We start from the raw sequence: 11738 nt of genomic DNA, 5'->3' as shown, positions 1-11738 counted from the left end.
GTGGCAACTTTAAACCGGAATGGGTGGCAACTTTCGTCCGGAATGCCCGGCAACTTTGAACCGGAACAGGTGGCAACTTTCAGCCGGATTCTCTAGAAATGAAACCATAATTTCAAATATTTCGGTATTATGGGGATGATTGATTAAATGAAATCCATTCTCTCCATCCTCAGAAATAAATATACCTGCGATTTCTCCGTTCTCATCCCTCCAGATATGACAATTATCAGCAAAAAAGTTCATATTCTCATTATAGTGCTCATAAACCCAGATCTCGAAACGAGCCAAAGGAAAATCATCAAGCTGCTTGGAGGTTTTATACACTGAAGATATGAAGTTTGAAATATTCAAATGTTCTTCCAATGAATATTGTAAAGGCTTTCCTGTGTATTTCATTATATTCTTCCTTTGAGACTAACTATGGCGCTTATTTCCTATAACGTCCCGCGAGTACCCAAAGTTGCTGGAGCGAGGATCGAGCGCAAGCAATTTGGGCGCAGCGTAGCGGAGCCGGGTACTCGCTGTTATATGCAGTTTCCAAATCTCCATCAAAGGGCTCTATAGTCTTCAACAAATAATACGCTGAAGTTTTCTCAGGAACACTTAAATCAATCAACTCACCTTGGTTTAGTTTATCATGAGCAAAATAAAGAATCATTCTATATTCTTCTTCATCTAAAAATGATTTTGGCTTAAAAATGCAAAATCAAGAGATGAAATTTTTCCATTAAAGCTATCATGATCAGAAAATTTATCAAAATAAGTTATATCATTGTGTACCCAATTGAATACTATATCTGGATAATTATGTTTAAAAATAGCAATCGTAGCTTCAGCGAGTTTTTCTATATTTATTTTTAAGCAAATATCGGATTCAAATTTGTGAAACATATCCTCAGAGAAGGCTTTATTACTAAAACATTTTGAATAGCATATTATGGGAATAAATTTTAATTCAGCTTCATCGCCTGGATTAAAATAATATTCTCGAATTTCATTTCCCCCAATTAATTTAACATTTCGAGAAGTACTATAATCTAAATGAAGTTTTTTATAAAATTCGTCATCTCTAATTTTTTGATTCGCATAATTGGAATATTCTTTTATGTTGTTAAATCGAATTATTCCATTTCCTTCAATGATTGGCATGAGAAACTTTTTCTTTCCATACAAATATTTATATAGACTCATTGTTACTCCAAAAAAAGCTGATTTGGAAATTGCATATAACGTTCCGCCAATATACGAAGTTACCGTCAGGAGCTTGCGACCAAAGGCAATTTGGGTGGAGCCGCAGGCGGAGCCGTATATTCGCTGCTAGGTGCTGTACCCAATTTTTAACCGTTAGCTAAATCGCTGACTAATATGATGCTCTTTTTTTAATTCCAGCAAATCCCAGAGATTTCCATATAGATCCTTAAAAACAGCAACAAAGCCATAATCAGCTTCTTTGGGTGGCCTTACAAATTCTATTCCTTTGGATACCATATCTTTGTAATCTCTCCAGAAGTCATCTGTATTCAGAAAAAGAAAAACTCTTCCTCCAGATTGCGCTCCAATAAAATCTGTTTGCTCTGGTTTAGATGCCCTTGCGAGTAATATAGTTGTGCCTGTTGAGCCAGGAGGAGAAACCACGACCCAGCGCTTATCCTGTTCAGGCTGATATGTATCTTCAATAAGAGTGAAATGTAATTTTTTAGTATAAAACTCGATTGCTTCATCATAATCTTTAACAACCAATGCTATATGGACAATATCTTGTTTCATTTTTTTTCATCCTTAACTGCTTTAATAATTGGGTATTGCACCAAACGTTTTGCAAATATGCGATGTTTTTTTTCGTTCCGGAGGACTGGCAACATTATTGCGAGTTTGAAACCAGAAACAGTTTAAACATAATCCATTTGCAGTAGCAGTATAACCTCATCTGCAATAATTTTGACAGAGGAAAAAATAGGCGAAGCCCAAGCCGGAGACGCCGCGTATATTCGCTGTTGTACGCTGTTTCTAGCTGATTTTGTTCAACTTTCCTAAGAACACGGATGTTCTTAGGAACAGTATTTATCAAAATTTAGCGCTTATCTATTGAATAGTGGTATATACCAAGGTATATTATAGGTAGAGGTGATTATATGCAGACAGCAAAATTATTCATGAATGGTCGTAGCCAAGCGGTTAGGTTGCCAAAAGAATATCAATTTCTTGGAGAGGATGTAATAATTCAGAAACACGGAGATGCTGTAATTTTATTACCTCATGATAAAGCATGGGAGACTTTCCTTCACGGATTGAACTCCTTTAGTGATGATTTTATGCATGATGGTAGAGATCAGAACATAGACCAGGAAAGAGAAACATTTTAAATGTATATCCTAGATACAAATATCTGCATCTTTGCAATTAAAAAGAAATCCCCCAATTTATTAGATAAAATATCAGAGCATTTGAGCGATGGGATCTACATCTCTTCACTAACAGTAGCAGAATTGGAATATGGTGTATCGAATAGTCAATATCCTGAAAAGAATAGAATAGCCTTGCTGGAATTCCTTTCAATTTTCAACATTCTGGATTTCAAAGAATCAGATGCAGTACCATATGGAATGATCAAAACCAATCTTAGAAGAAATGGAAACATAATCGGTCCGATCGACATGTTACTAGCAGCTCAAGGAATCTCGAATACTATGACTATGGTTACAAACAATCTAAAAGAGTTTGAACGAGTAGAAGGTTTGAAAATAGAAGATTGGTCTTAAAAACGGGCCCAAGGACGGGCGAGTTAATTTTTAAAGCTTTTTAAGCTAGAAATTGCGTACAACGTTCCGACAATATGTGAAGTCTAGCACGAAGTGTTAGATTTGGCGAAGACCGGAGCGTAGCGGAGCATATATTGTCTGTTATAGGAAGAACCGGTGGTATAGGTTTTTGAAAAGTACAAGGATGTACTTTTCAAACAGTCGTTGTTAATTCCTTTGTCGATTCACCCAATAATCAGGTTCACGGTGTGAATTGGCAATCGCAAGAATTATAATTCTTTCAGTCTGAATCGCGTATATGATTTTATAAGGAAATGAATTAAGAACAAATCTTCTTGTTCTGGAAGTTTGTTGTTGCCAGGCATCTGGATATTCCAAAATTCTATTGATACCAATTCTCACATCATCTTTAAAACGATCACCAAGACCTGCAAGTTTAAAATTATAATATTCTACTGCATCATTTAGCTCTAATAGAGCCAGAGGATCAAATTCAATTGTCATATTTAGAATATTTCTTTGTATGGGATAGTTTTAGTCGATCCGTTCTCGATTGCATCCAAACGCAGATCAACTTCAGCGTTCCAAATTTCTTCAATTTTAGAATCAGGTTGATCGAGGCTTAAAAGAAGTGCTTCAATGATTTGAGACTTTTCTTTTGGCGAGAGAGCTAATGCTTCTTTAATCATTTCTTGCGTACTCATGCTATTATTATACCAGAGAATCTAGTATTTTACGATATTCGAGCCCAAGGACGGGCGAGAAAGAACCACTAAATTCCGGTTTTCTATAACGTTTCGACAATAAGTGAAGTCTAGCACGAAGTGGTAGTGGTAGATTTGGCGAAGCCCGAGTGAAACGAGCATGTATTGTCTGTTAAGTGATGAGTTCGACGAGTTTATTACAACTTCCCAAACGTCATGGATGGCGTTTGGGACTGCTTAATAATATTTAATAAACAAGGTTCCAAAATGTAATATTGTTATTGCCTTCAATATCTTTTATGTTCTGCTCCATTTTTTCTTTGGAAATTTGTTTCCAAAAGGTTTTCGGAGAGAAACCACCGGTTCCAATTTTTTCAAAATGGAATTCAACATATTGGTTAACATATTGAACCTTACCTTTTTCAACAACTATTGACTCATTCAGAATTGACACAGCATGATCATCTTTTCTATTTGGAGAATATGCAGCTTTAAGTCTGTAAACTCCACTTGGTAACTTAATTATTACGCGTCCGTTACTACGTATTACTGTACTTTGAATTTCCAGAAGACTTTCTTCATCAATTACTTTTATTACTGAATCGCCAAGTTTTTCATTAAAAACACCTGTTTGAATTACGTCAACTACTACTATTCCATCAAAATTGTCCGAAGGCTTAGGAATTGAAGAACATGATATTAAAAAAATAATTGTAAAAATAACGATGATTAGTGTTTTTATGGATTTCATAATTACCTCTTTTTTGTTTTATTGTATCTTAAAAATAACGTCAAAATCAGCTGCGCTGGAACCAGTAAAACGAAGTTGAATCAGATTCTACATCATTTTTGAAATAAACTGTAAAGCGTCTGCTGCTTTTTTTGTTATATTTTCTTCTTAATTAATTGATATCGAATTATCCCATTATCAAGCGTCTTTGTATTGTAAATCTTATATTCACAATGTTCATAAAAATTAACAGCGTTATTATCAGTCTCAATCAGGATTTCTTTTGTTGGAATTTCTTGCTCAATTATATTAATTAATTGCCTCCCGAAACCTTGATTTCGATGTTTTACAGAAATCCCTATCCCTGTTATTTCAGAAACATTTTGATCTATTTCTTTATAAGCAACTGCTCCGATTAACTGATTTTGATACACCATCGAAAATAGTTTTCCTTCTGAAAGGTGCCTAGAAATTCTTTCCTTTATCCGTTCTTTCGTTGGATTATATGTCCAAGAAGAAACAATAAAGTCTAAATCTTCATTATTAGGATCGACTTTTACTTGGGTAATTTGCGGCATTACACAACCTTTTTTTATTCTCGCCCATGGAGGGGCGAGTTCTAGAATCCCGACTAGTCGGACTGTCGGGTAAAAGGAAACCTTCGCAGGTTCCCTCTCCCCTAAGAACCGTACGTGATAGTTTCCCATCATACGGCTCAAGCAATCATAACCCTTTAAATGAGGGCAGCCGCTAGTAACCAAGTCTCCGAGTTTTAAAGTATTCCATGTCTTCCTTCAAAAAGCAATTCTTATTAACCTTTATCAAAATGTGCGACTTATACCTGATACCACTGATGTTGAAGAGTTTGTATTTGTCTGTACCAAATATCCAGTCACGATTTCCTTTGCAGAACCAGTATCGTTCTTTGAGCCAGGTTGTGGATTTCATTGGATGTCTTCTCTTCGCCCAACGCCACAGGGAATAGAATATAAATCTGTCAACGTTCCTGAAACTGCGCCATGAGGAAACAGCATCATGATAATTTCCCCAACCTCTGATAATGGGATTGAGGGCACCTATGACTGATTCCTGAGAACATGCCGTCATCTCTTTAATCGTCGAACCGATTTTTGCCTTGACGGACTGAATCGATTCCGATGACGGATGTACTTTCAGACGACTGTTGTATTTCCTGAAGTTCCAACCGAGAAAATCAAATCCTTCATCGATATGAGTGATTTTTGTCTTTTCTTCTGACAGTTCCAATCCTCGTTCTTTCAGAAATCCGGATAGTAGTTTTCGCAAATCAGATGCCGTTTCTTTTGTGTCGGCTGTGATGATCAGATCGTCAGCATATCTTATCAGATTCACTTTATGTTTATTATGCTGACGGCTTACAGCTCCGGTTTTACTTCTCCAGTATCTCTTTTGAATATGATCTTCAAGACAGTCGAGGGTCAGATTTGCCAGAATCGGACTTATAATCCCGCCTTCCGGAACTCCGGCAATTGTTGGAAAGAATGAGTTTCCCTTCTTGTATTTAGCCTTTAGGAACTCAGTAAGTATTTTTCTATCCACAGGTATGTGCTTCATCAACCAGTTATGGTCAATATTGTCAAAGCACCCTTTGTGAACCACCCCGAGAATCCCGGAGACAGTTTTATTTGAGTCCGGCACTTACAGCCAGACTTTCTTCCTGTTCATAATACATCATTTCAAATTCTTTGGGAGATAAATATCCCAGAGGTTCCATGATCCTGCGATTATTAAACCAGTCCACCCAGTCGAGTGTTGCTAATTCCACCTGTTCAATGGACCGCCAGGGGCCATCCTTATGAATAACTTCTGCCTTGTAAAGACTATTTATCGTTTCAGCCATGGCATTGTCATAAGAATCGCCTCTACTCCCAACTGATGGATCAATACCTGCTTCAATAAGCCGTTCAGTATATGAAATAGCCAGATACTGGGATCCACGATCACTGTGATGAATTAGCCTTTCCGTTACCTTTCTTGCCCACAATGCCTGATTGAGGGCATCAAGGGTAAAATCTGTTTTCATAGACATCGACGCCCTCCAGCCGACAATCATCCGCGAGAAGACATCGATAATGAAAGATACATAGACAAAACTCCTCCAAGTCGATACGTAGGTGAAGTCGGCGACCCACAGCCCGTTTGGTCTGGAAGCAGTAAAATCCCGGTTCACAAGGTCATCTGGGCGATTATCTTTAGCTGGAATCGTTGTTCTGACTTTCTTGCCGCGAATAACACCCCGCAGCCCCATAGAGCGCATCAGACGCTCTACAGTGCATCTTGCGACAGGAATCTTCTCTTTATTCATGGCCTGCCAGACTTTTTTGGCTCCATAAACACATCTGTTTTCAAACCAGACCCGACGGATTTCATATTTCAAAATATTATCGCGTTGTACTCTCGGTGGTTCCCGGTCAGGATCTGATTGACGAGATTTCATTTCATAGTAGGTCGAAGGAGCAATCTGAATATTTCTGCAGAGAGGCTCGACTCCATGATCTTCCCTGTTCTCGTCTATAAAACTGATCATTATTTCTTTCGGCGGTCGAGCTCCGCCTGGGCGAAATATGCTGATGCCTTTCGCAGGATTTCATTGGCTTCGCGCAGCTCCCGATTTTCCCGTTCGAGTTCTTTGATACGAGCTCGGTCATCGCTGGACAAACCGTCTTTCAGTCCCTGATCGATTTCTGACTGTTTAACCCATTTCCTTAAGGACTCTGGAGTGCAACCTGTTTTTGACGCGATGGACATTATTGCTGCCCACCGAGATTCATAATCTTTTTCATGGTCAAAGACCATTCTCACTGCCCGCTCTTTAACTTCTTGAGCATACCTGATTCGTTTTCCCATAACACAATCCTCTCATATAATTGTGTCTCCGGAAAACCCGGGGTGGTTCACCCGGCAATCATCCGGTTTGAGACTACCAGAATATTCACGTTGTCCTCTCAGCTTAAAACCCCACCGTTTCCAGTGACGCATTTGAGAGTAGGGTTATTCCAGATGAATAGAATAGTCCAAAGGTTGATATATATAATAGCAACTTAGACAGCTCGTTCAACAGCTTACGGTTCCCAAAGAGGTGTATTGGGAAACCTCCAGTCGCACTTTCACTTAACGTTCCGTCAATATACGAAGTTGCCTGGAACCCCGAAGGGGTTGGCAAATCCCCGGGAAATTGTAACACAATTTATCGGGAATTTGTCAAAGGCAAATTTCCGAAGGCCAAGGTGAAGCCGCAGCGTATATTGTCTGTTTGGCGCTTTTAATTTCGAATTTGGATCAAGCTTCCATAAAAACTCGGATGTTTTTATGGATAACTATTTTATTGAGCTTTCTTTAAGTGAATTTCTGGAATAGCTCCTAGAGCTTCTGCTACTTTACGAATGAAACTGAGAGACAGGTTTTTGTAATTACCAGATTCTAGCCTTGCAATTGCTGGTTGTGATGTTCCTGCAAGTTTTGCAAGATCTTTCTGGGTTAAATTATTGCTTTTTCTGAGCTCCATCACTTCTTTTGCAAGTGTAAACTCATCTTCAAGGGCTTCATATTCTGCTCTAAATTCTGGATTTTCAAGCTCCTTATTTAGTAAGTCATCGAAATTGACAGATTTCATATCACTCATGATTTTCCTCTATGAACTGATTCATGATCCGTTCCGCTTTTTCAAGTTCCAATCTACTCGTTTTGTTACTTTTTTTTATATAACCAGACGTAACGATATAGACCTTCCCATTGGAATGGAAATAAAACAATCGGCAAATGTTGCTGGATTGTTTTACCCGTAATTCATATAGATTTTTTATCCCTGTAATCTTTTTGGAATGTGGTTCCGTTAGGAAAGGACCAAATTCTTGAAGAAGGGAAATTGCTCTATATGCTTTAGCTTTCATTTTGACGTCTAGAGTCTCTAGGAAGTGTACTGCTGGCTGTAGAACCCTGACTTCATATCCCATATGTCTAAAATATATCAAATATGGTATAATGTCCAGTTATTCTGTATAGCACCAACAAGGATGTTGGTGCAAATTCAAAAGAAAGATAAGAAATTAATTGCGCAAAACGTTCTGACAATATATGAAGTCTAGCACGAAGTGATAGATTTGGCGAAGCCCGAGTGAAACGAGCATATATTGTCTGTTATAGGAAGTAAAATTATGGAGATACTCTTCTGGAAAGACAGATTGTACAAGGATGTACAATCTGTCCATTTCTATCGTTGAACGCTGGGTATGAAGTCTATCTTTACTTCGTAACCCATTGCATGAGCATATTCTTCAATTGTTGATAGGCGAGGGGAGCTTTTAGAGTTAGCGCTTTCCAGTCTGGAAATATTACTCTTCTTCGTATGAAGTTTTTCTGCTAGCTCTTCTTGGGTTAATCCTGCATCTTTTCGTAGTGCGATCAATTGTTTACGGAGTTCATATATCGGCTTCAGTTTTTCATATTCTTCGCGAACTTCAGCGTCACTAAGAGCTTCCTTTTTAAAATCAGAAAAATCTACTCTGTCCATTTTTGAACCTCCTTCATTCGTTTTTGGGCGACATCGAGGTCTTTCTTAGGGGTTTTATTTGTCTTCTTGATGAAGGAGTGGAGAATTACTACTTCATTCCCTTTAATCGTACAGAAGAATGATCTGCCGATCCCTTCTTGCCCTTAGCCCTGATCTCAAATAGACCTTTCCCGAATGCCTTGGTGTATGGCATGCCTAAGGAAGGTCCAAATTGCTCTATCATTTCCACAATGTGAAGAAAGTTTGCAAGTATACCTTTCGGGAATGCAAGTGTTGTTTTTGAGACTTTCTCATTGAAAAATGAAACTTTCCAGCTCATGAATATAAGTTATCATTAATGATAACATTGGGCAATAAAAAGATTGTGCTTTGTTTTATGTTTTTTGGCCAGGACGGCCAAAAATAGAAGCCGGAGCCATAATTTTATTTCCTATAACGTTCTGCGAATATGCGATGTTTTTTTCGTTCCGAAGGACTGGCAACATTATTGCGAGATTGCAATCCGGAAACAGTTTAAACATAATCCATTCGCAGTAGCAGTATAACCTCATCTGCAATAATTTTGACAGAGAAAAAAATATAGCGAAGCCCAAGCCGAAGGCGCCGCATGTATTCGCTGTTATGTCTAGTTTTGGGCTGAATTTGCTCAAGGCTTCTCAAAGAACACGTATGTTCTTTGAGATCAAATTGCTTTTACCTTTTCTAATGTTTGACATTAGCTACCGCATGCGCTATCATAAGTTATGAAATTTAAGGAACTGGCAAATCCTAAGAATGTAAAATTCAGCGATTTGCTCAAGATTTGTACAGAGCTTTTTGGAGAACCCAGAATTCGTGGTAGTCATCATATTTTTAAGACACCATGGAAAGGAGATCCACGAATAAATATCCAAAAAGATGGCAAGAATGCAAAACCATACCAAGTGAAGTCGGTTTTGAAAGCCATTGAGAAATTGGAGGCGACGAATGAAAAACAATAATTTGATTGATAAATATACATACCGAGTAGAGTGGTCTGAAGAAGATAATACGCATATTGCTAAATGCCTGGAATTTCCATCTCTTATGGCACATGGAGATACTTCAAGTGACGCATTAAAAGAGATCGAAGATGTCGTAACAGAAGCTATCGAGTGGATGAGAGAAGATGGAGAAGAGATTCCTGAGCCTTTTGGACTAAAAAAGTATAAAGGAAACCTTACGTTGAGAGTTCCACCGGAACTTCACAAGAATCTTGCAATAAAATCAGCTGAAGAAGGGATTTCAATTAACAAGTATATCATTTCAAGGATTTCTGCTGCTGTATAAATGAAAAATCGCCCAAGGACGGGCGATTTCTTAAATCCTCAAAAAAAGATAAAGCCTAAAATTAGACATAACGTACCGGGTTTATATGACGTTTTTGCAAAGTAAAAATGTGGCGAAGCCCAAGCCCGTAGGGCGCAGCATATAAACCCTGTTATGTGTTGTTGAATCATGTTTTGTAGTCATCATCAAGTTGATGTTCAGGCCATTCATCACCTTCCGAACGAGCCACCCAATCCCAAAATAATTCAGTTCCATATGGTTCTACAGCTAGTTGCGTGTCACCTTTGTATAATTTAAATTCATTCAAAATAATCTTTTCATTAAGATAGACAAGTGTATCGTGGATTCCTCCGTCTCTAGCTTGTTGCAAAAGCTCACAAAGGATTTCTTTGTCTTCTTGCTTAAGCCTAGAAAGAAACTTATTAATTTTCTTATTTTCATCAAGTTTCGGCCAGCCTTTTTCTAAAACCCATCGTTTTAAAACTGTTGGTTTCAACTTAACTAAATCGTCAATAAATTGTTTATAATATTCTAATCGTTTATTCATAGGAATCCTTTGATACAATTACACATAACGTTCCGACAATATACGAAGATGCCTGGTACCCCAAAGGGGTTGACGAATACACGTGAAATTGTATCACAATTTATTGAGGATTTGTCAAAGGCATTTTGCCGGAGGCCAAGGAGCGGAGCGACGTAGCGTATATTGTCTGTTATATACAGTTTTAGATCGAATTTACTACCAATTTTTAAAATGACATGGATGTCAATTTTAAAACAGTAATTACTTATATGTTCAGAAGTCATATCTTCCAGCTTGAAACCCTACTGAATAGGGTGTAATATTACTTATGACTCGAGAATTTGTCTATATGCCAACATTTGAGAAGCAATGGAAAGAGGCAAATCTATCTGATGATGATTTGAAGGATCTGGAAGTTTTTTTGTGTGAGCATCCAGAAGCAGGAGATCTGATTCAGGGAACAGGTGGACTCCGTAAACTAAGGTGGTCAATACCTGGGAAAGGAAAGAGCGGCGGTATAAGAACGCTCTATGTAGATTTTGCCGCATATGAGCAGATTCATATGATCACGTGTTTTAGGAAAGCAAATAAGGAAAGTCTTTCAAAAGCAGAAAAGCAAAGTATTAAGAGTCTTATTGATCAAATAAAAGATAATTTGAGAAAGAAGAGGAGTTCCAAATGAGTAAAGAGGACAAGACATATTTCGACTCAATAATGACAGGCCTCACTGAATCTCTTGAATATAGTAGAGGCAATCTTCCAAATGTGAAGAAGAGAACCGTGAGCATAACCCCTGTTCCGAAGTATGACGCCATAACAATAAGGAAAATAAGAAACTCTCTGAATTTGACACAAATGATTTTTGCAGAGGCTTTAGGTGTTTCAATAAAAACAGTTGAAGCTTGGGAATCAGGAAGAAATCATCCACAAGGCCCAGCTTCTAGAGTTTTACAACTTCTAGAAATGGATAGTACCCTTTTAGAAGAACATAAAATTCTCTGCGTATAAAGAAAAATCCGAGACATGATGTCGAGGAATAAAAAAAACCTTAGATCTAAAATTGTTTATAACGTTCTGCGAATATACGATGTTTTTTTCGTTCCGCAGGACTGGCAACATTATTGCGACTTTGTAACCCGGAAACAGTTTAAACATAATCCAT

Annotated in this window: 19 protein-coding genes, 1 pseudogene and 1 other annotated feature; of the genes and pseudogenes, 6 read left to right on the top strand and 14 right to left on the bottom strand. The window is 37.9% G+C overall.

Annotated elements, in window-relative coordinates; genetic code table 11:
• Positions 1–9: 9 nt before the first annotated feature.
• The 3 genes from HNR50_RS21825 to HNR50_RS21815 form a co-directional block, all read right to left on the bottom strand.
• Entirely contained in the window at positions 10–396 is a 387-nt protein-coding gene (locus HNR50_RS21825) for a hypothetical protein (RefSeq protein ID WP_184748933.1), read from the bottom strand.
• Between the two features lie 279 nt (positions 397–675).
• Positions 676–1191, bottom strand: coding sequence for a hypothetical protein (locus tag HNR50_RS21820; protein ID WP_184748932.1), 516 nt, complete (start codon positions 1189–1191; stop codon positions 676–678).
• A gap of 153 nt (positions 1192–1344) precedes the next feature.
• Complete coding sequence (locus HNR50_RS21815) at positions 1345–1767, bottom strand: VOC family protein (protein ID WP_184748931.1); 423 nt, start codon at positions 1765–1767, stop codon at positions 1345–1347.
• Between the two features lie 365 nt (positions 1768–2132).
• Here HNR50_RS21815 and vapB point away from each other — a divergent pair, with 365 nt between their 5' ends.
• Both vapB and vapC read left to right on the top strand, forming a co-directional pair.
• Positions 2133–2363, top strand: a complete 231-nt coding sequence (gene vapB / locus HNR50_RS21810; protein WP_184748930.1) for a type II toxin-antitoxin system antitoxin VapB — start codon at positions 2133–2135, stop codon at positions 2361–2363.
• Entirely contained in the window at positions 2364–2759 is a 396-nt protein-coding gene (gene vapC / locus HNR50_RS21805; RefSeq protein WP_184748929.1) for a type II toxin-antitoxin system tRNA(fMet)-specific endonuclease VapC, read from the top strand.
• 207 nt (positions 2760–2966) lie between these two features.
• Here vapC and HNR50_RS21800 read toward each other — a convergent pair whose 3' ends face one another.
• The 10 genes and pseudogenes from HNR50_RS21800 to HNR50_RS21755 all read right to left on the bottom strand — a co-directional run bounded on the left by HNR50_RS21800 (position 2967) and on the right by HNR50_RS21755 (position 8965).
• Positions 2967–3263: a type II toxin-antitoxin system RelE/ParE family toxin gene (locus HNR50_RS21800; protein ID WP_184748928.1), complete on the bottom strand. Its 297-nt coding sequence runs from the start codon at positions 3261–3263 to the stop codon at positions 2967–2969.
• 2 nt (positions 3264–3265) lie between these two features.
• Positions 3266–3463: an addiction module protein gene (locus HNR50_RS21795; RefSeq protein WP_184748927.1), complete on the bottom strand. Its 198-nt coding sequence runs from the start codon at positions 3461–3463 to the stop codon at positions 3266–3268.
• Positions 3464–3710: 247 nt separating this feature from the next.
• Positions 3711–4214: a hypothetical protein gene (locus HNR50_RS21790; protein ID WP_184748926.1), complete on the bottom strand. Its 504-nt coding sequence runs from the start codon at positions 4212–4214 to the stop codon at positions 3711–3713.
• 134 nt (positions 4215–4348) lie between these two features.
• The gene (locus tag HNR50_RS21785) at positions 4349–4771 is read right to left on the bottom strand and encodes a GNAT family N-acetyltransferase (RefSeq protein ID WP_184748925.1); all 423 of its coding nucleotides are present in this window, start codon (positions 4769–4771) and stop codon (positions 4349–4351) included.
• Between the two features lie 172 nt (positions 4772–4943).
• The gene (locus HNR50_RS22805; protein WP_184748924.1) at positions 4944–5831 is read right to left on the bottom strand and encodes a reverse transcriptase domain-containing protein; all 888 of its coding nucleotides are present in this window, start codon (positions 5829–5831) and stop codon (positions 4944–4946) included.
• A 22-nt stretch (positions 5832–5853) separates the two neighbouring features.
• Positions 5854–7079, bottom strand: a protein-coding gene (locus HNR50_RS21775) for an IS3 family transposase (RefSeq protein ID WP_184748923.1) whose coding sequence is annotated in 2 segments (ribosomal slippage) — positions 5854–6797 and positions 6797–7079 — 1227 coding nt in all. Because the reading frame shifts where the segments join, the coding sequence is not laid out codon by codon here.
• Positions 6685–6801: a sequence feature (AL1L pseudoknot), on the bottom strand. Its footprint overlaps the gene before it by 117 nt.
• Before the next feature lie 475 nt (positions 7080–7554).
• Positions 7555–7854 carry a helix-turn-helix domain-containing protein gene (locus tag HNR50_RS21770; protein WP_221439960.1) on the bottom strand — a complete coding sequence of 100 codons (300 nt, stop codon included), beginning with the start codon at positions 7852–7854 and terminating at the stop codon, positions 7555–7557.
• Positions 7847–8185 (bottom strand): type II toxin-antitoxin system RelE/ParE family toxin, encoded by a 339-nt coding sequence (locus HNR50_RS21765; RefSeq protein ID WP_184748922.1) that lies wholly within the window; start codon positions 8183–8185, stop codon positions 7847–7849. Before HNR50_RS21765 ends, HNR50_RS21770 begins: the two co-directional genes overlap by 8 nt.
• A 257-nt stretch (positions 8186–8442) precedes the next feature.
• Positions 8443–8742, bottom strand: a complete 300-nt coding sequence (locus HNR50_RS21760) for a helix-turn-helix domain-containing protein (RefSeq protein ID WP_184748921.1) — start codon at positions 8740–8742, stop codon at positions 8443–8445.
• Positions 8730–8965, bottom strand: a pseudogene (locus tag HNR50_RS21755) (type II toxin-antitoxin system RelE/ParE family toxin). Before HNR50_RS21755 ends, HNR50_RS21760 begins: the two are co-directional and overlap by 13 nt.
• Positions 8966–9485: 520 nt before the next feature.
• Between HNR50_RS21755 and HNR50_RS21750 the strand changes: the two are divergent.
• Together HNR50_RS21750 and HNR50_RS21745 are read left to right on the top strand one after the other, a co-directional pair.
• Positions 9486–9722 carry a type II toxin-antitoxin system HicA family toxin gene (locus HNR50_RS21750; RefSeq protein ID WP_184748920.1) on the top strand — a complete coding sequence of 79 codons (237 nt, stop codon included), beginning with the start codon at positions 9486–9488 and terminating at the stop codon, positions 9720–9722.
• The gene (locus HNR50_RS21745; protein WP_184748919.1) at positions 9709–10050 is read left to right on the top strand and encodes a type II toxin-antitoxin system HicB family antitoxin; all 342 of its coding nucleotides are present in this window, start codon (positions 9709–9711) and stop codon (positions 10048–10050) included. Before HNR50_RS21750 ends, HNR50_RS21745 begins: the two co-directional genes overlap by 14 nt.
• 166 nt (positions 10051–10216) lie before the next feature.
• Here the strand turns inward: HNR50_RS21745 and HNR50_RS21740 are convergent, their stop codons facing one another.
• The gene (locus HNR50_RS21740) at positions 10217–10597 is read right to left on the bottom strand and encodes a DUF6547 family protein (protein WP_184748918.1); all 381 of its coding nucleotides are present in this window, start codon (positions 10595–10597) and stop codon (positions 10217–10219) included.
• 328 nt (positions 10598–10925) lie between these two features.
• Between HNR50_RS21740 and HNR50_RS21735 the strand changes: the two genes are divergently transcribed.
• Together HNR50_RS21735 and HNR50_RS21730 are read left to right on the top strand one after the other, a co-directional pair.
• The gene (locus HNR50_RS21735) at positions 10926–11258 is read left to right on the top strand and encodes a type II toxin-antitoxin system RelE/ParE family toxin (protein WP_221439959.1); all 333 of its coding nucleotides are present in this window, start codon (positions 10926–10928) and stop codon (positions 11256–11258) included.
• Complete coding sequence (locus HNR50_RS21730; RefSeq protein ID WP_184748916.1) at positions 11255–11584, top strand: helix-turn-helix domain-containing protein; 330 nt, start codon at positions 11255–11257, stop codon at positions 11582–11584. The genes HNR50_RS21735 and HNR50_RS21730 overlap by 4 nt, the downstream gene beginning before the upstream one ends.
• The last annotated feature ends 154 nt before the right edge of the window (positions 11585–11738 follow it).

Source organism: Spirochaeta isovalerica (assembly GCF_014207565.1).
Taxonomy (GTDB): Bacteria; Spirochaetota; Spirochaetia; order DSM-2461; family DSM-2461; genus Spirochaeta_F; species Spirochaeta_F isovalerica.
Note: the sequence above shows the minus strand (reverse complement) of the source record. Positions and strands in the feature narration are given on the sequence as shown.

Excerpts from the sequence above, each read along its gene's own strand:
- HNR50_RS21745 (WP_184748919.1), top strand. The coding sequence starts at position 9,709 with ATGAAAAACAATAATTTGATTGATAAATATACATACCGAGTAGAGTGG.
- HNR50_RS21760 (WP_184748921.1), bottom strand. The coding sequence starts at position 8,742 with ATGGACAGAGTAGATTTTTCTGATTTTAAAAAGGAAGCTCTTAGTGAC.
- HNR50_RS21735 (WP_221439959.1), top strand. The coding sequence starts at position 10,926 with ATGCCAACATTTGAGAAGCAATGGAAAGAGGCAAATCTATCTGATGAT.
- HNR50_RS21750 (WP_184748920.1), top strand. The coding sequence starts at position 9,486 with ATGAAATTTAAGGAACTGGCAAATCCTAAGAATGTAAAATTCAGCGAT.
- vapB (WP_184748930.1), top strand. The coding sequence starts at position 2,133 with ATGCAGACAGCAAAATTATTCATGAATGGTCGTAGCCAAGCGGTTAGG.
- HNR50_RS21815 (WP_184748931.1), bottom strand. The coding sequence starts at position 1,767 with ATGAAACAAGATATTGTCCATATAGCATTGGTTGTTAAAGATTATGAT.
- HNR50_RS21740 (WP_184748918.1), bottom strand. The coding sequence starts at position 10,597 with ATGAATAAACGATTAGAATATTATAAACAATTTATTGACGATTTAGTT.
- HNR50_RS21770 (WP_221439960.1), bottom strand. The coding sequence starts at position 7,854 with ATGAGTGATATGAAATCTGTCAATTTCGATGACTTACTAAATAAGGAG.
- HNR50_RS21785 (WP_184748925.1), bottom strand. The coding sequence starts at position 4,771 with ATGCCGCAAATTACCCAAGTAAAAGTCGATCCTAATAATGAAGATTTA.
- vapC (WP_184748929.1), top strand. The coding sequence starts at position 2,364 with ATGTATATCCTAGATACAAATATCTGCATCTTTGCAATTAAAAAGAAA.
- HNR50_RS21730 (WP_184748916.1), top strand. The coding sequence starts at position 11,255 with ATGAGTAAAGAGGACAAGACATATTTCGACTCAATAATGACAGGCCTC.
- HNR50_RS21795 (WP_184748927.1), bottom strand. The coding sequence starts at position 3,463 with ATGAGTACGCAAGAAATGATTAAAGAAGCATTAGCTCTCTCGCCAAAA.
- HNR50_RS21790 (WP_184748926.1), bottom strand. The coding sequence starts at position 4,214 with ATGAAATCCATAAAAACACTAATCATCGTTATTTTTACAATTATTTTT.
- HNR50_RS21820 (WP_184748932.1), bottom strand. The coding sequence starts at position 1,191 with ATGAGTCTATATAAATATTTGTATGGAAAGAAAAAGTTTCTCATGCCA.
- HNR50_RS21825 (WP_184748933.1), bottom strand. The coding sequence starts at position 396 with ATGAAATACACAGGAAAGCCTTTACAATATTCATTGGAAGAACATTTG.
- HNR50_RS21800 (WP_184748928.1), bottom strand. The coding sequence starts at position 3,263 with ATGACAATTGAATTTGATCCTCTGGCTCTATTAGAGCTAAATGATGCA.
- HNR50_RS21765 (WP_184748922.1), bottom strand. The coding sequence starts at position 8,185 with ATGGGATATGAAGTCAGGGTTCTACAGCCAGCAGTACACTTCCTAGAG.